Source organism: Mesorhizobium sp. P2_E9 (assembly GCF_056403815.1).
Genome location: NZ_JBFUET010000008.1, coordinates 232,444 through 249,381, shown reverse-complemented (window position 1 = coordinate 249,381; position 16,938 = coordinate 232,444). Strand labels below are relative to the sequence as shown.

The window sequence follows — 16,938 nt, the reverse complement described above, 5'->3', positions numbered from 1 at the left end:
ATTCAGGCGAGCGCGGCGGCGATGGCATGCACCGCCTTCAGCGTCGCCATGCCGTAGGCGAGATTGCTGAAATCCGGCCAGGTCGACAGCTTCGCCACGACCATTCCCGTGTTCCAGTCAATATGGATCATCTGTCCGAACACGCCCCGGCACATCAGCGCGCGCGAACGCGGGTCCTCGATCCAGAACTGGTTGCGGTAGCTGCCTTCGGGCAGGCTGGGGCCGAAGTCCGCCCCATGCCTGCCGTTACGCGTCGCCTCGATCCAGTCGGCCGGCACGATGCCGCCGCCATTGTCGAGGATCATCTGGCCGAAGCGGCCATAGTCGCGCAGCGTGGCGTTGAAGCCGCCATCGGCCACGGCATAGCCGGCGCTGTCGACGGTGAAGCAGGCACTTTCGTCGGCACCGAGCTTTTGCCAGAGCTCTTCGGAAACCAGCTGCGGCAGACGCTTGCCCGTCACCCGTTCCATGATGAAGGCGAGCACGTCGGTCTCGATCGAGCGGTATTCGAACGCCGCCCCGTGCGGGCGGACTGTTTCCGTAAGTCCCAAAATCAGTTCGAACATGTGCGAGGGCCAGCGGAACTCCGGATCGCTGCCCGGCGGCACCGGCTTCCAGCCGGTGGCGACATCGACCTGGCCGATATCGGAGTAGCGGTCGGTGTATTCCTCGGAAAAACGCACACCCGTCGTCATGTCGAGCACATGCTGGACAGTCGCGCCGGCCCAGCCTGTCTCCGCCAGTTCCGGCAGGTAGTCGGTCACCGGCCTGGCCGGATCGATCAGGCCGCGTCCGGCCAGTATGCCGAACACCGAGCCTGTGACGGATTTGGCCATCGACTGCGACAGATGCAGCGTGCGCTCGTCCATGCCGTTGAAATAGCGCTCATAGGCGACCTTGCCGTGCTTGAGCACCAGGAAACCGTCCGTATAGGTCTCGTCGAGCAGCCCGGCGAGCGTTGTCGGCTTGCCCTCGCTGTCCTCGACCGCCAGCCCGTCGAGATCGACCTCGGCGCGTTCGAGACGATGGCGATGGCCGTTACCGCGCCAGACTTCGGCGGTCGGCAGAATTTCGCGGATGTGCTGGAACGCCCAGCGGTTCCATGGCGGCCGGTCCCAGTCGAGCTTCGGCGGCACCATGGCGGGCGGCGAGCCCTGCATGATCTGCGGCCGCGGATCGCTGTTGCGGTAAGATGTCATGGAACCCTCCCACGATGCATGCCGCCCAAAAGTGCGTAGCGGTTTTGGGACGACGACATGCATGAAAACAAGAATTGGCAGCGTCGCGTGAGCCCTCCACATGCGACGCGTCGCAAAGAAGGGAGGCCGAAGCCTCCCTTCCGCTGGACTTTAGACCGAACCTATTTGCGCAAATTGGTCCAGATCTTGTTGTAGATCTCCACCACATCCGGCGGACAGGGCGGAACGAATTCCGCCACCGGCGCGCCTGCCGGCGGATTGAGTTCCGGCGAATTGGCGAAATCCGGCTGCAGGAACTTGTGGCTGCCGGCAATGCCATTGTCGTAGCCGGCGAATTCCGAGATCAGGGCCGCATTTTCCGGGGCCATGATGAAATCCTGGAACAGCTTGGCATTGTCGAGGTTTTTGGCGCCCTTCAGCACAGCCACATTGTCCATCCAGCCTTCGATGCCTTCCTTCGGATAGGCATATTTGATGGCCGGGATTTTCTGCCGCGAGCGATAGGTCGCGCCGTTCCACTGTTCCGTCACGATCACGTCGCCGGAGGTGATCTTGGTGATGGTGTCGTAGCTGAAGGTCTTCCAGGACGGCTTGGCGGCCGTCAGAATGTCGTTGACCTTCTTCAGATTGGCCTTGTCGGCACCGCAGCGCGGCACGCCGGCATAACGCTCGGCCGCATGCATGACGGTGTTGACGTCGTCGAGGATGTTGATCTGGCCCTTCAGCTCAGCCGGCGAGTCGAAGAGGATGGCCAGCGTGTCGATGTTGCCCTTGAACTTGTCCGTGTTGACGGCGAACGCCGTGGTGCCGAACTGCCAGGGCGCGGTGTAGTGGCGGCCGCTGTCCCAATAGATGTCGAGGAAACGCGGATCGATGTTCTTGCCGTTCGGCATCGCGTTGGGCTCGGTCTTTTCGAGCAGGCCCTCGTCGACCATGATCTTCACCGTGTAGTCGGACGGCACCACGATGTCGTAGCCGGAATTGCCGGCGCGCACCTTCGACAGCATGGTTTCGTTGGAATCATAGTCGTCCAGCGTGACCTTGATGTTGTACTGTTTCTCGAACTTTTCGATCAGCTTGGGATTGGTGTAGTCACCCCAATTGTAGATATGCAGCTCGCCATCGGCGAGTGCGGGCACCGCCCACAAAAGCACTGCCGTCGAAACGGCAGCCATCAGTTTCCTAGACATTTTTTGTTCTCCTTTGCCTTCCCATTGATTCACTTGGCGCGTCGATTCACTTGGCGCGTCGGCGCGCGATCAGGAACGATACCGAGACGAAGAGGATCGAGACCAGGAGCAGGATGGTGGAGATGGCATTGATCTCCGGCGTCATCGGCCGCCTGATCTGGTTCCAGATGTAGAGAGGCAGGGTCGTCTGGCCGGGGCCGGCGACGAGCTGCGTGATGGTGAAATCGTCGAAGGAGACGATGAAGGCGAGTGCCGCACCCGACATGATGCCGGGAACAAGCAAGGGCAGTGTTATGCGCCGGAACGCATGCCACGGCGTGGCGTAGAGATCGGCGGCGGCGGATTCGAGCGTCAGGTCCATGTCCTCGAGACGCGCCCGGATCGGCATGTAGGCGAAGGGAATGCAGAACACGGTATGGGCGAGGATCAGATTGCCGATACCGAAATTCAGCCCGAAGACGCCGGCAATCAGGGCGAAGAAGGACAAGGTCGCCACTGCCGTGATGATCTCGGGAACCATCAGCGGCAGGTTGATGACCATGAAGGCGGCCGGCAGGCCACGCCACGGCTTCACCCGCGTCATACCTATCGCCGCCAGCGTGGCGCAGATCGTCGAAACGATCGTCGCGCTTACCGAGATGATCAGTGTGTTCTCGGCGGCGTTGTGGAATTCCTGATTGAGCAGTGCAGTGCCGTACCAGGTCACGCCGACTCCTTCCCAATGGGTGACCAGCGAACCCGTGTTGAATGAAAAGATCATCAGGATCAGGATCGGGACGTAAAGCACGGCAACGCAGATGATGGCGATCGTGCGGAACCCGGGCTGGTCCTTGATATCGACGTTGCGGGGATCAGCCATGCTGGATCTTCCCCGACGTGGTGCGAACATAGAAGTAGAGGGCGACCAGCACCGCGGCCATCAGGATCAGCGCTTGGGCGCAACCGAGCGGCCAGTTTCGCCCGGAACCGAACTGCTGCGCGATGAGATCGCCGATCATCAGGTGGATGCCGCCGCCAAGGATAAGCGGCGTCACATAGGCGCCGAGCGCGGGAATGAAGACAAGCAGACAGCCCGCGATGATGCCAGGCAGCGACAACGGAATGATCACCCGCCAAAGAACTTGCCGGCGCGTCGCGTAGAGGTCGTTGGCCGCCTCGACCAGCCGGAAATCCAGTTTCTCCAGGCTGGCATAGAGCGGCAGGATCATGAACGGCAGGAACGAGTAGAGCAGGCCGAGCTGGATGGCGAAGTTCGTATAAAGCATGGTGATCGGCTTATCGATCACGCCAAGCCCGATCAGTAGGTTGTTGATGAGACCTTCGTCGCGGATGATGAACATGATGGCCAGCGTGCGCACCAGAAGGTTCGACCAGAACGGGATGGTGATCAGCAGCACCCACCAGTTGCGCTGCGCCGGCGTGCGTGTCGCCATGAAGTAGGCGGTTGGAAACCCCAGCAGCAGGCAGATGACCGTCGTCACCACGGCGAACAGAAACGAGCGCAGATAGATGATCAGGAAATCCGGCGTGAACTGCAGCGTGTCGTCGAAAATATCCTGCTGGAACAGGAAGTTCAGATAGGCGTCCGTCGAAAACTTCCATTGCACGCCACCATAGGGCGCGGCCTGGAGAAACGAATAGACTAGGATGATCAGCAGCGGCAGCACGCCGAAAATTCCGATGACGATCAGCGCCGGCAGGGAAAGCAGGCGATTGCGCCTGGCACTTGCTTTCTCGGCCTTGGCTTCGAACAACGCGGCTTGGGAAAGCGCCATTGTCATCAGTCCTTCAGTATCCGCGCGCCGTCGTCTTCGAAGACGATGCCCACCTTGGCGCCCGTCTCGTATGTCACTGCGCCGGACCGGCTGTTCTGGTAACGCACGATGAAGTTGTCACCGCCGTCGAGCTTGACGTGGTAGTGCGTATCGGTGCCGAAATAGACGATATTCTCCAGAGTTCCGGCGACCGTGCCCTTGGACACATCGGCGATCAGATCCGCATGCTCAGGCCGCACGACGACCGTGACTGCACCCGAGGGATCGAAGCTCTCAGGGAACCCTGCCGCCACGGTTGCGCCGGAGGCGAGCTTCACGGTGGCGATGCCGGATTTCTTCGACACCACGGTACCCTTGAGGAAGTTGGTCTCGCCGATGAAGTCGGCGACGAAGCGTTCGGCCGGTCGGTCGTAGATGTCGCGCGGCGCGCCTACCTGCAGGATTTTGCCCGCCGACATGACAGCGATGCGGTCCGACATGGTCAGCGCTTCTTCCTGGTCGTGGGTGACGAAGATGAAGGTGATGCCGGTCTCGTGCTGCAGCCGCTTCAACTCGATCTGCATTTCCTTGCGCAGCTTGTAATCGAGCGCGGAGAGCGGTTCGTCGAGCAACAGCACCTTCGGCTGCGGTGCGAGCGCCCGCGCCAGCGCCACGCGCTGCTGCTGGCCGCCGGAGATTTGGCTGGTGCGGCGATTGCTCAGCGCTTCCATCTTGACCAGCTTCAGCATCTGGGCGACGCGGGCCGTAATCTCCGCCTTCGGCTTACCCAGCATTTCCAGGCCGAAGCCGATATTGTCGGCCACCGTCATGTGCGGGAACAGCGCATAGGACTGGAAGACTGTGTTGACCGGCCGCTTGAACGGCGGCAGCGGCGCGATGTCCTGTCCGTAGAGCAGGATTTCGCCGGCACTCGGAAAATCAAAGCCGGCTATCAGCCGTAACAACGTCGTCTTTCCGCAGCCGGATGGCCCCAGCAGTGTGAAGAACTCGTTCTCGCGGATCGATACCGAGACCGTGTCGAGGGCAGCGACCTGCCCTTCACCCGATCCGAAAATTTTGCTGACGTTTACTACTTGAATCGCATTCCGATCCGGTTTGTCCGGCACGATACGCCTCATCGTTGACCCCGCTCTTGCTGGCGGAGCTGTTCCCCTGTTGGATGTGACCACACGCCCGGTATGTTGGCAAGCCCGGCATTGAATCACAGTTCAGTTAGTAGTTTTGGGGTAGCAAGCCCCATGCCACAGTCAGGCTTGGTAGGTGATTTTGCCACCACAGATCGTCGTCACCGGCCGCACGGTATGCAACGCTTCCGGGGCAGTCCTCTCGATATCGGCCGACAAAACGACGATATCCGCCAGATAACCCGGCTTCAGCACGCCTTTGCGGTCTTCCATGAATTCGCTGTAGGCGCCCTCGACCGTATAGCCGGCAAGCGCTTCATGCAGCGAGAAACTCTGGTCCGGCAGGCCTTCTGCCCAAGGTTTGCGCATGACCGCCGCTTGGATGCCCAGGATCGGATCAACCGGCGAGACTGGCCAGTCGGAAGCGAACACGACGCGGGCGCCAGCATCCTTGAGCGTGCGCCAGGCATAGCTCAGCGGCCACTTGTCGCGGCCGATGCGCGAAATCGTCGGCTCCAGCGGAAAGTTCATGGCGCCGGGCGGATGCGGCGGTTGCATCGAAGCGATGACGCCAAGCTCCGCGAACCGCGGCACATCTGTCGGGGTGGTGACCTCGATATGCTCGACGCGGTGACGGCTGTCCCGCTTGCCATTGGCCTTCTGCGCCGCCTCATAACCGTCGAGCACTGCGCGGACTGCGCCGTCACCGATCGAATGAACGGCGATCTGCAGGCCTCTGCGGTCGGCCTCCACCGCCACTTCGGTGAAATGCTCGGGCGTGAACAATGGCTCGCCGCGCCAGCCGGGACGGTCGGCATAGTCGTCGACCATCACAGCGGTCCATGAATCGAGCACGCCGTCATAGAACACCTTGACCATGCCCGACGACAGCCATTCCGATTTGTAGGTCGAAGCCATCGTCGATGCCTTTTCAAGCATGCCGAGGTCCATGAAGTTCTTGAAATGGAACGGGATTTTTGTACGGCATATAAGCCGCCCTTCCGCCTCCAGGCCGGCAAGCAACTCAAGCTGGTAGAGGTTGCCGTCCATGTTCTGGATCGACGTGATGCCGTGGCGGGCGCACCATTCCAGGCCGCGATGCATCAAATCCCGATCGGCGGCAAGCTCCTCGGCGGACGGATAAGGCTCAGGCTCACCGCCCGTAAGACCGAGCCGTGTGCGGTTCTGCCCGAAATGCTCCAGGATCGGGCCGAAAGCCTCGCCCTCGCGCAATTCGCCCGCCGCGAGGCCATCGGCACCCATCACGATCTCGTTGCCCGGCCCCAATTCCCTTCCGTGCAGGAGGCCCGCCTCTTCCAGCGCCTTCGTGTTCGCCCACATCGTATGGTGGTCGGAGGCCGACATGGCGAACGGGCGGTCTGGGATGATTTGGTCGAGATGGTGGCGCGTGACCGGCTCGGGCAGGATCGCATAGTCGACGCCAGCGCCGATCAGAAGCTTGGCGTTGGGCCGCGCCGCGGCAAAGGACTGGATGGCATCCCGCAAGGCATCGAAGCCATGCACGCCAGCCAGATGCAGATTGTCGAGTTCAGCCGCGCCGCCGAACAGATGCATATGAGCTTCGATGAAACCGGGCAGGACCGAACCGCCCTTGGCGTCGATCACCTCTGTGGCCGTTCCCTTGAGCTCTTCGATTGCGGCACGGCTGCCAATGGCGATGATGGCGCCGTCCTTGACGGCAACGGCCTCGGCGGCAGGATTGTCATCGTCCATGGTCAGCACACGACCGTTGATGACGATCAGATCCGCACTACGACCCGCACCCATGACAGACATCGCGACTCCGCGCTTTTGATGACCGATTGAGACCGACAATCCTCTTGTCCGACAAGCTGGCCACGTCACCGCAGCGGCGCTATCGGACGAAAGTGATGCCAGTGCGCTGTTTTGAAATTCCCCTTGTGATCTCCGAAAACAGCGTGGATAAAAGAATGCGACTGATTATTCGCGTTTGTCAACATGCCGAATTTCGAATGTATTGTGGATAGCACCCTGCGCCTGTGTTGAGACCGGGCGGGGAACGAGGACATCAAGCCGTGAAGCGCAGTCTCGACCGCAAAACCAGGATAGCGCTCGAACCGCGCAAGCAGCCGCGGCAACAGCGGTCGAGCAAGGTGGTCGACCGGATTCTCGACGCGGCGCTGATCCTGACGCGAGAGCAAGGAACCAGGACGCCGACGACGCTCGCCATTGCGCAGCGCGCGGGCCTGTCGGTCGGTTCGATCTATCAGTACTTCCCCAACAAGGAAGCCATTCTTCTCGACCTCGCCCGGCGCTGGCTGTCATCCTTCCCCGAGGTGATCGCGAAGCGCATCAAGGTCGCCCCGCCCACCAACCGCGAAGAGTTTCGGCGCGAAGTGCGCAAGCTCTTCATCGATACCTCCAGGATATATCTCGAGAACGCCACGCTGATGCCGGTGATCGAGGCCATTTCGGGCAACGCCGACCTCAGGCCGATCCAGGACGAATATGACGAGCAGATCATCGCGCTCTACGCCGCCTGGCTGCAGCATGTGAACCCGGCGCTGGAAGACAAGATCGCCAGCCGGCTCGGCGTGGTGATGATGGACGTCGGGCACGCCTGCCGGCTTGTCGGGCTGAAAAGAGACCGCAAGACGTATGACCTCATCGAGGACGATGTGGAAAGAATGTGGCTCGCTTTGGTGACCCCCTATCTCAACCTTGACTGACTTCGCACTTCGAGAGGAACTTAATGAAGACTGTCTATTCGCCGCTTCATGCAGGCCATGCCGGCCAGATGGAATTGGTCACATCGGCCATCGTGCCGGGTTTTGAAAAGCCTTCGCGGGCCGAATTCATCAAGGCGCGGGTCGAAAGCGAGAAGCTCGGTCCGATCGTCCTGCCGCTCGAGCACGACCTTGCCGCCGCCAAGCGCATCCACAAATCAGACTATATCGACTTCCTGCCGACGGTCTGGCCGCAATGGGTAGCCTCCGGTCACGAGGGCACGGCCATGCCCTTCACCTGGCCAACGCGCGGCCTGCGCGGCGACGTGCCGCCGAAGCGTGTCGATGCGCTGCTCGGCTACTATTCCTTCGATGCCGGCGCCACCTTCGTCGAAGGCACCTGGGCCGCAATCAAATCGTCCTATGACGTGGCACTGACCGCAGCTGGCCTGGTCAACGGCGGCGAGAGGGCGGCCTTCGCGCTCTGCCGCCCGCCCGGTCATCATGCCGGCGCCGGCTTCATGGGCGGCTATTGCTACATCAACAACGCCGCCGTCGCCGCGCAGTGGTTCCTTGACCAGGGCGCCAAACGGGTCTCGATCCTCGATGTCGACTACCACCATGGCAACGGCACGCAGGAGATCTTCTATGACCGCGCCGACGTGCAGGTCCTCAACCTGCATGGCGATCCGATGGTCGAGTATCCCTTCTTCCTCGGCCATGCCGATGAGCGCGGCGCCGGCGCCGGCGAAGGCTTCAACATCAACTATCCCATGCCCTTCGGCACCGGCTGGGACGCTTGGAATGCCTCGCTGGAGGATGCCTGCGCCAGGCTCGCCGCCTACGCGCCCGACATCGTCATCGTCTCGCTCGGCGTCGACACCTTCGAGAAGGACCCGATCAGCCAGTTCAAGCTGAAAAGCCCCGACTATCCCAAGATCGGCCGCCGCATCGCCAGGCTCGACCTGCCGACGCTGTTCGTCATGGAAGGCGGCTATGCCGTCGAGGAAATCGGCATCAACGCCGTCGGCGTGCTGACCGGTTTCGAGGACCGGTAGGCCTGCCCGCGAGCGCAGGGCTTAGAACGACAGACACGAAGGAAAAAGGGCGGCTTGGCCGCCCTTTTTTGCAAGCTACGCCGCAGTGCCAGCGCTTGGCGTCGTCGCCATCGGTGCGGCTGCCTTGCGTGAACGGCCGATATAATAGACCGCCGCCGCCGCGATGACGCCGGCGGCCAATATGCCTGCCGCCAGAACCGGCCGATACCAGAACCAGGCAATCGCGATCGTCGTCGTGCCGACCAGGATCGCCAGGAAGAAGGCGATGATGCCGGTTCCCATCCGCGCCATGCTGCCGAGGAACGGGATGAAATCGAGGATCACGCCGATCGGGCTGAGGAACAGGGCAAAGCCGATGGTCAGCAGCAGCAGCCCGCCGGCGCGCAGCAGCCATGTGATCAGCGTGTTGGCACTCACCGCCTCGGCGAACATCTTGTCGGCCGGCACCTGACCGGTATCGACCATCAGCAGCGCATCGCCGGCTTGCGTCTGGTAAGGCTCGAACCGGCTGCCGGCCTGGCGCGCGACAATGCTGACCACGCCGAGCGGCGCCAATTCGTAACCGATACGGTAGTCGCCCAGCGCAGGCGTCGTGTTGTCGCTGCCGAGATAGATCCTGCCATCAACGATGCTGAGCGGCTTGGTTCCGGTATAGGCAGCCTTTATCGCCGCCGACTGGCTGGACGACAGCGAGTAGTCCTTGTCGCCCTCGATACGATCCAGCACCGGTGTGTCCAGGTCGAAGGCGACGAGCTTGCCCTGCGGGATCTGGAAGGCGCGGCTGTGGATCGCCATTGGCGGATTTTGATGGCCGTCCGGCTTCTTGAAATCGGATGAATCGATCTGGCTGTCGTCCCACACCTTCGAATAGCTGTAAGTGGTCTCGGTTTCCTCGCCGCCGCCAAGCTTCTTGGTGGTCTCGGATTTGGACTCTTCCTTCCACTGGTACATTTCGACGCTGCGCGACAGGCGCAGCCCTTGCACCGCAATGCCGAAATCCGGATCCGACAGGCCGCCATCCGCCGTCACCGGCCCGCTGACATGCACCAGTTTGCCGTCATTGCCGGCATCGACGCCGTCGGCGTTGATCGAGACAACAGCGCCCGCCCCTTCGGCCAGCGAGCGCGCCGTCTGCACCGCGCGACCCTCGTTCCAGAACAGCCCGATCACCATCAGCACGATCAGCAGCAGGCCGAAGATGACCCCACCGACCGCGCGCTTGATCCGCCCGAACCACGAGACTGAAGTAACTTCCCGAAATGAATCGCTCATCGTTTCCCCCGAAACCAAAGATACCAAGATTTAAGCGCGGCCGGCGGCCGCGCATCGAGCCGATCAATCGGCGTGGATTTGCGCGCCGCAGTCCTTGGCGCCAGCGCAAGAGTGCACCGCTCGCGTCGTGCCGCCATCGCCGACCCGCCACGGTGAAGCGGACAGCGGCGTCTGGCTGCTGGTGCCGAGAAGGTCAAGCGCCCGCATGGCCGTCTGCTCGCCAGCCTCGTCACGCTTGACGATCTCGACCTCCTTGAGGCCGATCGCGGCAAGCTGCGGCATGACCACGTCGGGATCACCGGCAACGACGATCAGCGACGGCTCCAGCGACGACAATGCCAGCGCCTGTTTCTGCACCGCGTCGAGCGTCAGCTGGGTGCGCGCCGTCATCCGGCTTTGCTGGTCCTCCAGCGTCGAACCACTGCCGACCGCGCCGATCAGCGAGCCGAACAGACCGGCCGAGGTCTCGGCCGATCCGGCCAGTGCCCGGCGATAGACCGTCACCGTGCGGTCGACCTCGTCCTGCGCCACCGGCAAGGTGGTCAGACCGGAAAACCCTTTCAGGATCTCGGTGATCGCCGGACCGGTATTGGCGCGCTCGACGGTGGTTGCCACCACCAGCCCCGAGCCGGCCTTCATCGGGCTCAAGAGATAGCTCGACACGCCATAGGAATAGCCCTTCTCCTCGCGGATCACCGAATTCAGCCGGCTGGAGAAATCATCGCCGAGCAGATTGGCGACCGCGGTCGACTCGGCGCGCTCGCCTTCGTCGGTGCCGGGCGCCGGCCGCGCCACGAACAGCGCCGACTGGCTGGCGCCGGGTTCGGGCACCAGCAGCACCTTCTGACCGCCGTTGAAACGCGCGGCAGGCGATGCTTCGACGGCATAACCGGGGGCGTCACTTGTCCACGCGCCGAATGCCTTTTCAAGGCCGGCAGCTATGGTCGCGACCGGCATCGGGCCGACGCTGTAGAAGGTCACCGCCTTCGGCGTGAACTCAGCCTTGAACGCGGCTTTCGCCTCGTCGAGCGAAATCGAGGCCAGCGCCTTTGCCGACCAGTCGACATCAGCCTTGCCCGGTACCTGCGGAATGAGCGCTGCCTTTGCCGCGCGGCCGGCAACGCCCGGCAGGTCCGCCTCGCGACCGTTCAGCCAGTCGACCGTCTGCGCCATCAGCACCGTCCATTCGGTCTTGTCGAAGCGCGGCTTAAGCACCGCATCGGCAAGCAGGCCGAGACCTTGATCCAGTTTCTCCGGCGGCACGCCAAGCGTCATCGAAGTGGTCAGCGCGCCGGCCTGATAGCCGATGCCGGCACCGATATCGCTAGTCGCCTTGGCGAAGTCGGCCGCGCCACGCTCGCCGGCGCCGCGGGTTGCCATGCTTGCAGCAAGTTCCAGCAGCCCTTCCTTGCCTTCCGGCACACTGTTCCAACCGCCTGCGGCACTGGTCGCGACATAGACCATCGGCGCCTCCGGCATCGTGTAGTGGACAAGCTTGATGCCGTTGGACAGCGTCGCCGTTTCCATGGCGGGCAGTGTCGCCGTCGGTGCTTCGCCGGCCTGATGTTTTGGGATGTCGATCGCCACCCGCTCCGGCGCCGTAAAGGGCTGCGGCGTGCCGGAAGATCCGATCAGCGCGTCGGGATAGCCGCCGCGCGGGCCGGGCTTCAACACCAGCACGCTGGCGTCTTCCGGTCTCAGGAGCCGCTTGATCGTCGCTTCGACATCGGCGGCGCTGGCAGTCTTGACGCGCGGATCGTCGACCAGCGCGCTCTGCGCATCGCCGAGAATATCGGCATTGTAGGAGACGGTGCCGGCACGATCCTTCAGTGCTTCATTGCCCAGCCGCGTCGCCTGCAATATGCCGTTGCGCGCGCGTTCGACATCAGCCGGATCGAGCGGCGTCTTCTGGAAATCGGCGAAGGCGGCTTTCATCGCGCTTTCGAGCGCATCGGGCGTCACACCAGCCGCCGCACCGGCCTCGAAAGTGAAACGCCCGCCAAGCAGGCCGCCCGTCCAGCTCGCGCTGGCATAGGTGGCGATGCCTTGCTGCGAGACCAGCCGGTTGCGCAGAAACCCATAGTCGCCATTGCCGAGCAGTTCGGCGGCGATGCTGAGCGCGCCATTGTCCGGCGACTGCGCCGCCGGACCGCTGAAGCCGACCACGACGACGGGGCTCGGCACGCGATCCTCGAGCACCAGCTTGAGCCGCGCCTGCGTCGGTTCCGGCACGGCGGGTCGCGCCACGTCGGCGCCGCGCGATACCCTGCCGAACGTATCGGCAATCAGCGCCTTGGTGTCATCGACCTTGAGGTCGCCGACCAGCACCAGCACGGCATTGTTGGGCAGATAGTAGGTGTTGAAGAAGCCTCTGACATCGTCGAGCGTCGCCGCATCGAGGTCGGCGACCGAACCGATGACCATGCGGCTATAGGGATGCGGCTTCGGAAACAGCCCGGACCAGAAGGCCTCCCAGCCGGATGCGCCGGCCTTGTCGAGCACGTTCTGGCGCATCTCGTTCTTGACCACCGAACGCTGCAGGTCGAGCTTGGCTTGCGTCACCGAACGGCCGAGATTGGCCATGCGGTCGGCTTCCAGCGACAGGATCATCGGCAGCGACGACGACAGGCCGTCGACATAGAAGACGGTACCGTCCTCGGTGGTCCAGGCATTGATCTCGTTGCCCAGTGCGGCGTGCGCACCGAACACGTTCGGCCAGGCCGGCGTTCCGGAAAACATCAGGTGCTCGAACAGATGCGCGAAGCCCGAGCGGCCCGCCGGTTCATTCATCGACCCGACGCGGTAGCGCAGGTTCATCACCACCTTGGGCGCACGATGATCCGGCACCAGCACCACCTGCAGCCCGTTGTCGAGCGCATAGGTGACGATTGGCTCGGCCTTGGCGGGCACTGCCGCACCGGCAAAAACCGCGAGCACCACCGTGAACGCCAGGAAAACCTGCTTCATGATTACCCCCCAATGCTGATGGCCGCGAAACAAGCGCCGCCACCCTAGCCCAGTCCGATCGAAGGGAAGCCCACCTCCCTGCCAATCCTCGAGAACCTATCGGAATCGATCGGTCCTCGATACGGCAGCTTCGCAACAACCTCTGACTTTTTCGTGTCGATGTTTCAGGTGGCCCCGATACAGCGAAAGGGTCTTGGGGGTTACTCTGAGTCGCACGCGAGTCCATCGGATTCAATTTTGTCAAATCGCGTTTGATGTCGGATTCATCTGCGGGTAGATTAGACCCGAATCAGCCGGTCCATGGGGGGCGCGGCGACCACCCAAAGTCTCACGTTCCGGAGTTTTCCGGCGCCAGACGCGGATGTCTTCGCGTTCCCTGAATGGATTCCGTCTGATTGGCGCGGCCCCGCGCCTCGTGTGCGTCTCGTGAAAGTAACGCGTTTTTAGGGTTCGGCGGCTGGTCTCCAGCATCCGGGCAGCAGAAACGATTCCGGCCAAAAGCAACAAGAATGAGCAGTCCCGTCGCGCTTCTTCAATCCGATACATTGGGCTCGCGCCTGACGTCGCGCGGTGATTTGACCAGCTTCTTCATGGAGCTGACCGCCGAGATCGGCGCCGACAGCTACATGCTGGTTGCCATCGTCCACGACCAGGACCGCAACGACGCGCGCATCGTCTCCTCGAACTGGATCTTCGACGCCATCGAACTGACCGGCAAGCGGTTGATCGCCAGCCTTGCCCAAGGCGCGCTCACCGTCGCGCCCGGCATCCGTCCGCGACCGCTGGTGGCGGCCGAGGCGCCCGATGCCGACGGGCTGGTCTCCGGCGAAGAGGCCCGCCTTCTCGACGTGCTCGGCCATGCGGAGATCTACTCGCTCAGGCTGAATGTCGGTCGACAGCGCCTGTTCGCCCTGTTCTCGGCGGCGGCGGCCGGCCAGATCGACCAGCCGGCACTGATGAAGGCGCAGCTGAAATGCTGCTACGCGCTCTCGCATATCCCCCAGTTGATCGCCGCCGCGGCCATGCAGGATCCGTTGTCCGATCGCGAGCGCGAATGCCTGTTCTGGGTCTCGGAAGGCAAGACCACCGATGAGGTGGCGGTCATCCTTGGCGTGTCCTCCAACACCGTCAACAGCTACATCACCCACGCCATCCAGAAATTCGCGGCCTCGAACCGCGCGATGGCCATCGCCACGGCGATCAGGAGTGGCATCATTTGAAACAGGCCGACATCAAGGACGCCGCGGAAGCCCTTTTCAACGAGCAGCGCAGCCCGTTCGGCGCCTTCTCGCTAAGTTCCGAAAGCCATGACGCCGTCACCGTTCCCGATGCCGTGCGCCGCTGCCGCTGGATATCGGTCGACATCAACGCCTCGGCCTTCGGCCTGTACTTCGTCAGCCCGTCGCCGGAGCGGGCGCGGCTGGTCCCGTGTTTCGATTCCGACTATCCCGGCATCGCCGTGGCGACGAAGTTTATCTCGGGTGCCAATGGCGAAGAGATCGTGCGCCACACCCACAATTCGACGGAGCCACGCTGGTGGACGGATGACGGCGTCGCCGCGATGGCCGAGACGTTCGGCAACCTCGCCTGGACCGCGCAGATGGCGCCGCTGGCGCCCGGCACCAGCGGCATAGCCTTTCCCGTCCACGCCGATCGCGGCCAATGCGGCCTCGTCGTTTTCCTGGGATCGGAGATCTCGCTGCCGCAGGACGCGCTCTACGAAATCCACGCCCGCTGTTTTTCCCTGTTCGCCGCGGTCGCCCGCATCCGTCCCGGTGACAGCGGCAGGATGCGCGCCATCTCCAAACGCGAACTCGAATGCCTGAAGCTGACCGCCAACGGCAACACCAGCGAGGAGATCGCGCGGCTGCTGAAGCTGTCGGTCCACACGGCCAACCAATATCTGACCCAGTCGACGCAGAAGCTCAACGCCGTCAACCGCAACCAGGCGGTCGCCAAGGCGCTGCGGCTCGGCCTGATCGAATAATTAGGTCTGTTGAGATTCAGGTCAGGCCGAGTCGAAAATGGTGGATACCGAGAACCGGAGCGGAGCGTACTTTTGGTACGTGAGCACCGGGAGCGCAGGTGTCCGCCGTTTGCAGGCCGGCCTCACCTGAATATCGACAGACCTCAGAAGGCCAGCGGCTCAACCTTGCGAATCCGCGCCTGTTCGATCACCGCCTCGAGCAGCGCTGTATTGTGCTCGGGGTCCTCGCCGGGTTTTTCGAACGACACGTAGTTGACCGCGACCGAGTTGCCGGCATCACTCAGCGTCAGCTGGAAATAGACGGTCACGCCTGGCGGCCGCAATTCCAGATCGAGCACGATGCGCGGGCTGCCGCTCCAGTCGACATGCGCCTCGCCGCCATGGCCGAGCCTGAGCGTGCCCGGCATGAAGAACAGCTCCACCGCTGAATCGACCAGATCCGACAGACAGGCGAAATGCTCCAGCCGGATGAAGGCGATGTAGTCGGCGACATCGATCAGCCTCAGTTCGCCGACCACTTGCTCGATGGCGCTGGCGACGATGATCTCGCGGGATTTTGCGTGCGGTTGGCGGTTCATGAAATCTGTCTGCGCTCAGCCTTTTTCGAGTAGACGATCCGCACCAGTTCGGCGACGGCCTGGTAGAATTGCGACGGGATCACATTATCGACCGAAACTTGCTTGTACATGGAGCGGGCGAGCGCCACGTCCTCGAAGATCGGGATGTTGTGCTCCTTGGCGATCTCGCGGATTTTCAGCGCCACCAGGTCCTGCCCCTTGGCCACCACCAGCGGCGCCGAATCCTCGTCGCGCACATATTTCAGCGCGATCGAGAAGTGCGTCGGATTGGCGATGATCAGCGTCGCGCGCGGCACCGCCGTCATCATCCGCTTGCGCGCGCGGTCGCGCGCCAGCGAGCGCAGCCGCGACTTGACGATCGGGTCGCCCTCGGACTGCTTGAACTCGTCCTTCACCTCCTGCTTGCTCATGCGCAGGTCCTGCTTCCAGTGGAAGCGCGACCAGACGATGTCGATCGCCGCGATCAGTCCCATGACGAAGACGATCGCCACCAATATGTCGACCGCGATGCCGCGGATGACGAGGCCGAAGGCGACGGGATTGGTGATCATTCCGGCGAGCAGCTTGCGGTGATCCTCCGACAGCGTGAAGGTGAGCACGGCGATGGCGAAGCCGACCTTGGCCAAGGATTTCAGGAACTCGACCCAGCCCTGGGCGCCGAACATCCGGTTCCAGCCCTTGGTAATCGAAATGCGCGAAAGCTGCGGCCTGATCCGCTCGCCGACGAATTGCGGCATGTTCTGCAGCACCGAGGCGCCGATGCCGGCAACGGTCAAAAGCACCAGCAGGCTGATGAGGGCGCGGCCCACTTCCAGCATGACGAGCTTATAGAGCGCGATGACATCGTTCTCGGTGTCCATCGGCCAAGCCTCGGGCTTCTCGAGGAACATCGACAGGAACATGCCGAGGTCGATGACCGCGTCCTTGGCATAGAAGACGGTGAAAACCAGTATGGCGACGAAGGAGGCGAGGATTGCGGTTTCCCTCGAATGGGGCAGCTTGCCCTGTTCGATCGTGTCGCGGACTTTCTTTTCCGTCGCCTCTTCGGTTTTGGAGTCCTTGTCGGTGGCGTCGGACATG

Annotated in this window: 14 protein-coding genes; 4 read left to right on the top strand and 10 right to left on the bottom strand. The window is 62.6% G+C overall.

Features of this window, described 5'->3' with window-relative positions; all coding sequences use genetic code 11:
• Positions 1-2: 2 nt before the first annotated feature.
• From AC1D05_RS16200 to AC1D05_RS16175, 6 genes are all read right to left on the bottom strand, one after another.
• A complete protein-coding gene (locus AC1D05_RS16200; RefSeq protein WP_477441994.1) occupies positions 3-1,199 on the bottom strand; it encodes a serine hydrolase domain-containing protein in 1,197 nt (398 codons plus the stop codon).
• Between the two features lie 161 nt (positions 1,200-1,360).
• The gene (locus AC1D05_RS16195; RefSeq protein WP_477441992.1) at positions 1,361-2,389 is read right to left on the bottom strand and encodes an extracellular solute-binding protein; all 1,029 of its coding nucleotides are present in this window, start codon (positions 2,387-2,389) and stop codon (positions 1,361-1,363) included.
• Between the two features lie 46 nt (positions 2,390-2,435).
• Entirely contained in the window at positions 2,436-3,248 is an 813-nt protein-coding gene (locus AC1D05_RS16190) for an ABC transporter permease (protein ID WP_477441990.1), read from the bottom strand.
• Positions 3,241-4,170 carry an ABC transporter permease gene (locus AC1D05_RS16185; RefSeq protein WP_023770430.1) on the bottom strand — a complete coding sequence of 310 codons (930 nt, stop codon included), beginning with the start codon at positions 4,168-4,170 and terminating at the stop codon, positions 3,241-3,243. Before AC1D05_RS16185 ends, AC1D05_RS16190 begins: the two co-directional genes overlap by 8 nt.
• Positions 4,170-5,270 (bottom strand): ABC transporter ATP-binding protein, encoded by a 1,101-nt coding sequence (locus AC1D05_RS16180; protein ID WP_477441989.1) that lies wholly within the window; start codon positions 5,268-5,270, stop codon positions 4,170-4,172. The genes AC1D05_RS16185 and AC1D05_RS16180 overlap by 1 nt, the downstream gene beginning before the upstream one ends.
• A 141-nt stretch (positions 5,271-5,411) precedes the next feature.
• Positions 5,412-7,085: an amidohydrolase gene (locus AC1D05_RS16175; RefSeq protein WP_477441987.1), complete on the bottom strand. Its 1,674-nt coding sequence runs from the start codon at positions 7,083-7,085 to the stop codon at positions 5,412-5,414.
• A gap of 260 nt (positions 7,086-7,345) precedes the next feature.
• On the opposite strand from AC1D05_RS16175, the gene AC1D05_RS16170 reads away from it, so the two are divergent.
• Together AC1D05_RS16170 and AC1D05_RS16165 are read left to right on the top strand one after the other, a co-directional pair.
• Entirely contained in the window at positions 7,346-7,999 is a 654-nt protein-coding gene (locus AC1D05_RS16170; RefSeq protein WP_477441986.1) for a TetR/AcrR family transcriptional regulator, read from the top strand.
• 23 nt (positions 8,000-8,022) lie between these two features.
• On the top strand, positions 8,023-9,054 hold the full coding sequence (locus AC1D05_RS16165; RefSeq protein WP_477441984.1) for a histone deacetylase family protein: 1,032 nt from the start codon (positions 8,023-8,025) through the stop codon (positions 9,052-9,054).
• 75 nt (positions 9,055-9,129) lie between these two features.
• Here the strand turns inward: AC1D05_RS16165 and AC1D05_RS16160 are convergent, their stop codons facing one another.
• Together AC1D05_RS16160 and AC1D05_RS16155 are read right to left on the bottom strand one after the other, a co-directional pair.
• A complete protein-coding gene (locus tag AC1D05_RS16160) occupies positions 9,130-10,326 on the bottom strand; it encodes a TMEM43 family protein (protein ID WP_477441982.1) in 1,197 nt (398 codons plus the stop codon).
• Between the two features lie 63 nt (positions 10,327-10,389).
• Positions 10,390-13,293, bottom strand: a complete 2,904-nt coding sequence (locus tag AC1D05_RS16155) for a M16 family metallopeptidase (protein WP_477441981.1) — start codon at positions 13,291-13,293, stop codon at positions 10,390-10,392.
• Positions 13,294-13,802: 509 nt separating this feature from the next.
• Between AC1D05_RS16155 and AC1D05_RS16150 the strand changes: the two genes are divergently transcribed.
• Together AC1D05_RS16150 and AC1D05_RS16145 are read left to right on the top strand one after the other, a co-directional pair.
• Positions 13,803-14,513, top strand: a complete 711-nt coding sequence (locus AC1D05_RS16150) for a helix-turn-helix transcriptional regulator (protein WP_477441979.1) — start codon at positions 13,803-13,805, stop codon at positions 14,511-14,513.
• Positions 14,510-15,280 (top strand): helix-turn-helix transcriptional regulator, encoded by a 771-nt coding sequence (locus tag AC1D05_RS16145; RefSeq protein WP_477441978.1) that lies wholly within the window; start codon positions 14,510-14,512, stop codon positions 15,278-15,280. The genes AC1D05_RS16150 and AC1D05_RS16145 overlap by 4 nt, the downstream gene beginning before the upstream one ends.
• Before the next feature lie 143 nt (positions 15,281-15,423).
• On the opposite strand, the gene AC1D05_RS16140 is transcribed toward AC1D05_RS16145, so the two are convergent.
• Together AC1D05_RS16140 and flhB are read right to left on the bottom strand one after the other, a co-directional pair.
• A complete protein-coding gene (locus AC1D05_RS16140) occupies positions 15,424-15,858 on the bottom strand; it encodes a hypothetical protein (RefSeq protein WP_027045467.1) in 435 nt (144 codons plus the stop codon).
• The gene (gene flhB / locus AC1D05_RS16135; protein ID WP_477441976.1) at positions 15,855-16,937 is read right to left on the bottom strand and encodes a flagellar biosynthesis protein FlhB; all 1,083 of its coding nucleotides are present in this window, start codon (positions 16,935-16,937) and stop codon (positions 15,855-15,857) included. The genes AC1D05_RS16140 and flhB overlap by 4 nt, the downstream gene beginning before the upstream one ends.
• Position 16,938: the final 1 nt, after the last annotated feature.

Excerpts from the sequence above, each read along its gene's own strand:
- AC1D05_RS16200 (WP_477441994.1), bottom strand. The coding sequence starts at position 1,199 with ATGACATCTTACCGCAACAGCGATCCGCGGCCGCAGATCATGCAGGGC.
- AC1D05_RS16195 (WP_477441992.1), bottom strand. The coding sequence starts at position 2,389 with ATGTCTAGGAAACTGATGGCTGCCGTTTCGACGGCAGTGCTTTTGTGG.
- AC1D05_RS16190 (WP_477441990.1), bottom strand. The coding sequence starts at position 3,248 with ATGGCTGATCCCCGCAACGTCGATATCAAGGACCAGCCCGGGTTCCGC.
- AC1D05_RS16185 (WP_023770430.1), bottom strand. The coding sequence starts at position 4,170 with ATGACAATGGCGCTTTCCCAAGCCGCGTTGTTCGAAGCCAAGGCCGAG.
- AC1D05_RS16175 (WP_477441987.1), bottom strand. The coding sequence starts at position 7,085 with ATGTCTGTCATGGGTGCGGGTCGTAGTGCGGATCTGATCGTCATCAAC.
- AC1D05_RS16165 (WP_477441984.1), top strand. The coding sequence starts at position 8,023 with ATGAAGACTGTCTATTCGCCGCTTCATGCAGGCCATGCCGGCCAGATG.
- AC1D05_RS16160 (WP_477441982.1), bottom strand. The coding sequence starts at position 10,326 with ATGAGCGATTCATTTCGGGAAGTTACTTCAGTCTCGTGGTTCGGGCGG.
- AC1D05_RS16155 (WP_477441981.1), bottom strand. The coding sequence starts at position 13,293 with ATGAAGCAGGTTTTCCTGGCGTTCACGGTGGTGCTCGCGGTTTTTGCC.
- AC1D05_RS16150 (WP_477441979.1), top strand. The coding sequence starts at position 13,803 with ATGAGCAGTCCCGTCGCGCTTCTTCAATCCGATACATTGGGCTCGCGC.
- AC1D05_RS16140 (WP_027045467.1), bottom strand. The coding sequence starts at position 15,858 with ATGAACCGCCAACCGCACGCAAAATCCCGCGAGATCATCGTCGCCAGC.
- flhB (WP_477441976.1), bottom strand. The coding sequence starts at position 16,937 with ATGTCCGACGCCACCGACAAGGACTCCAAAACCGAAGAGGCGACGGAA.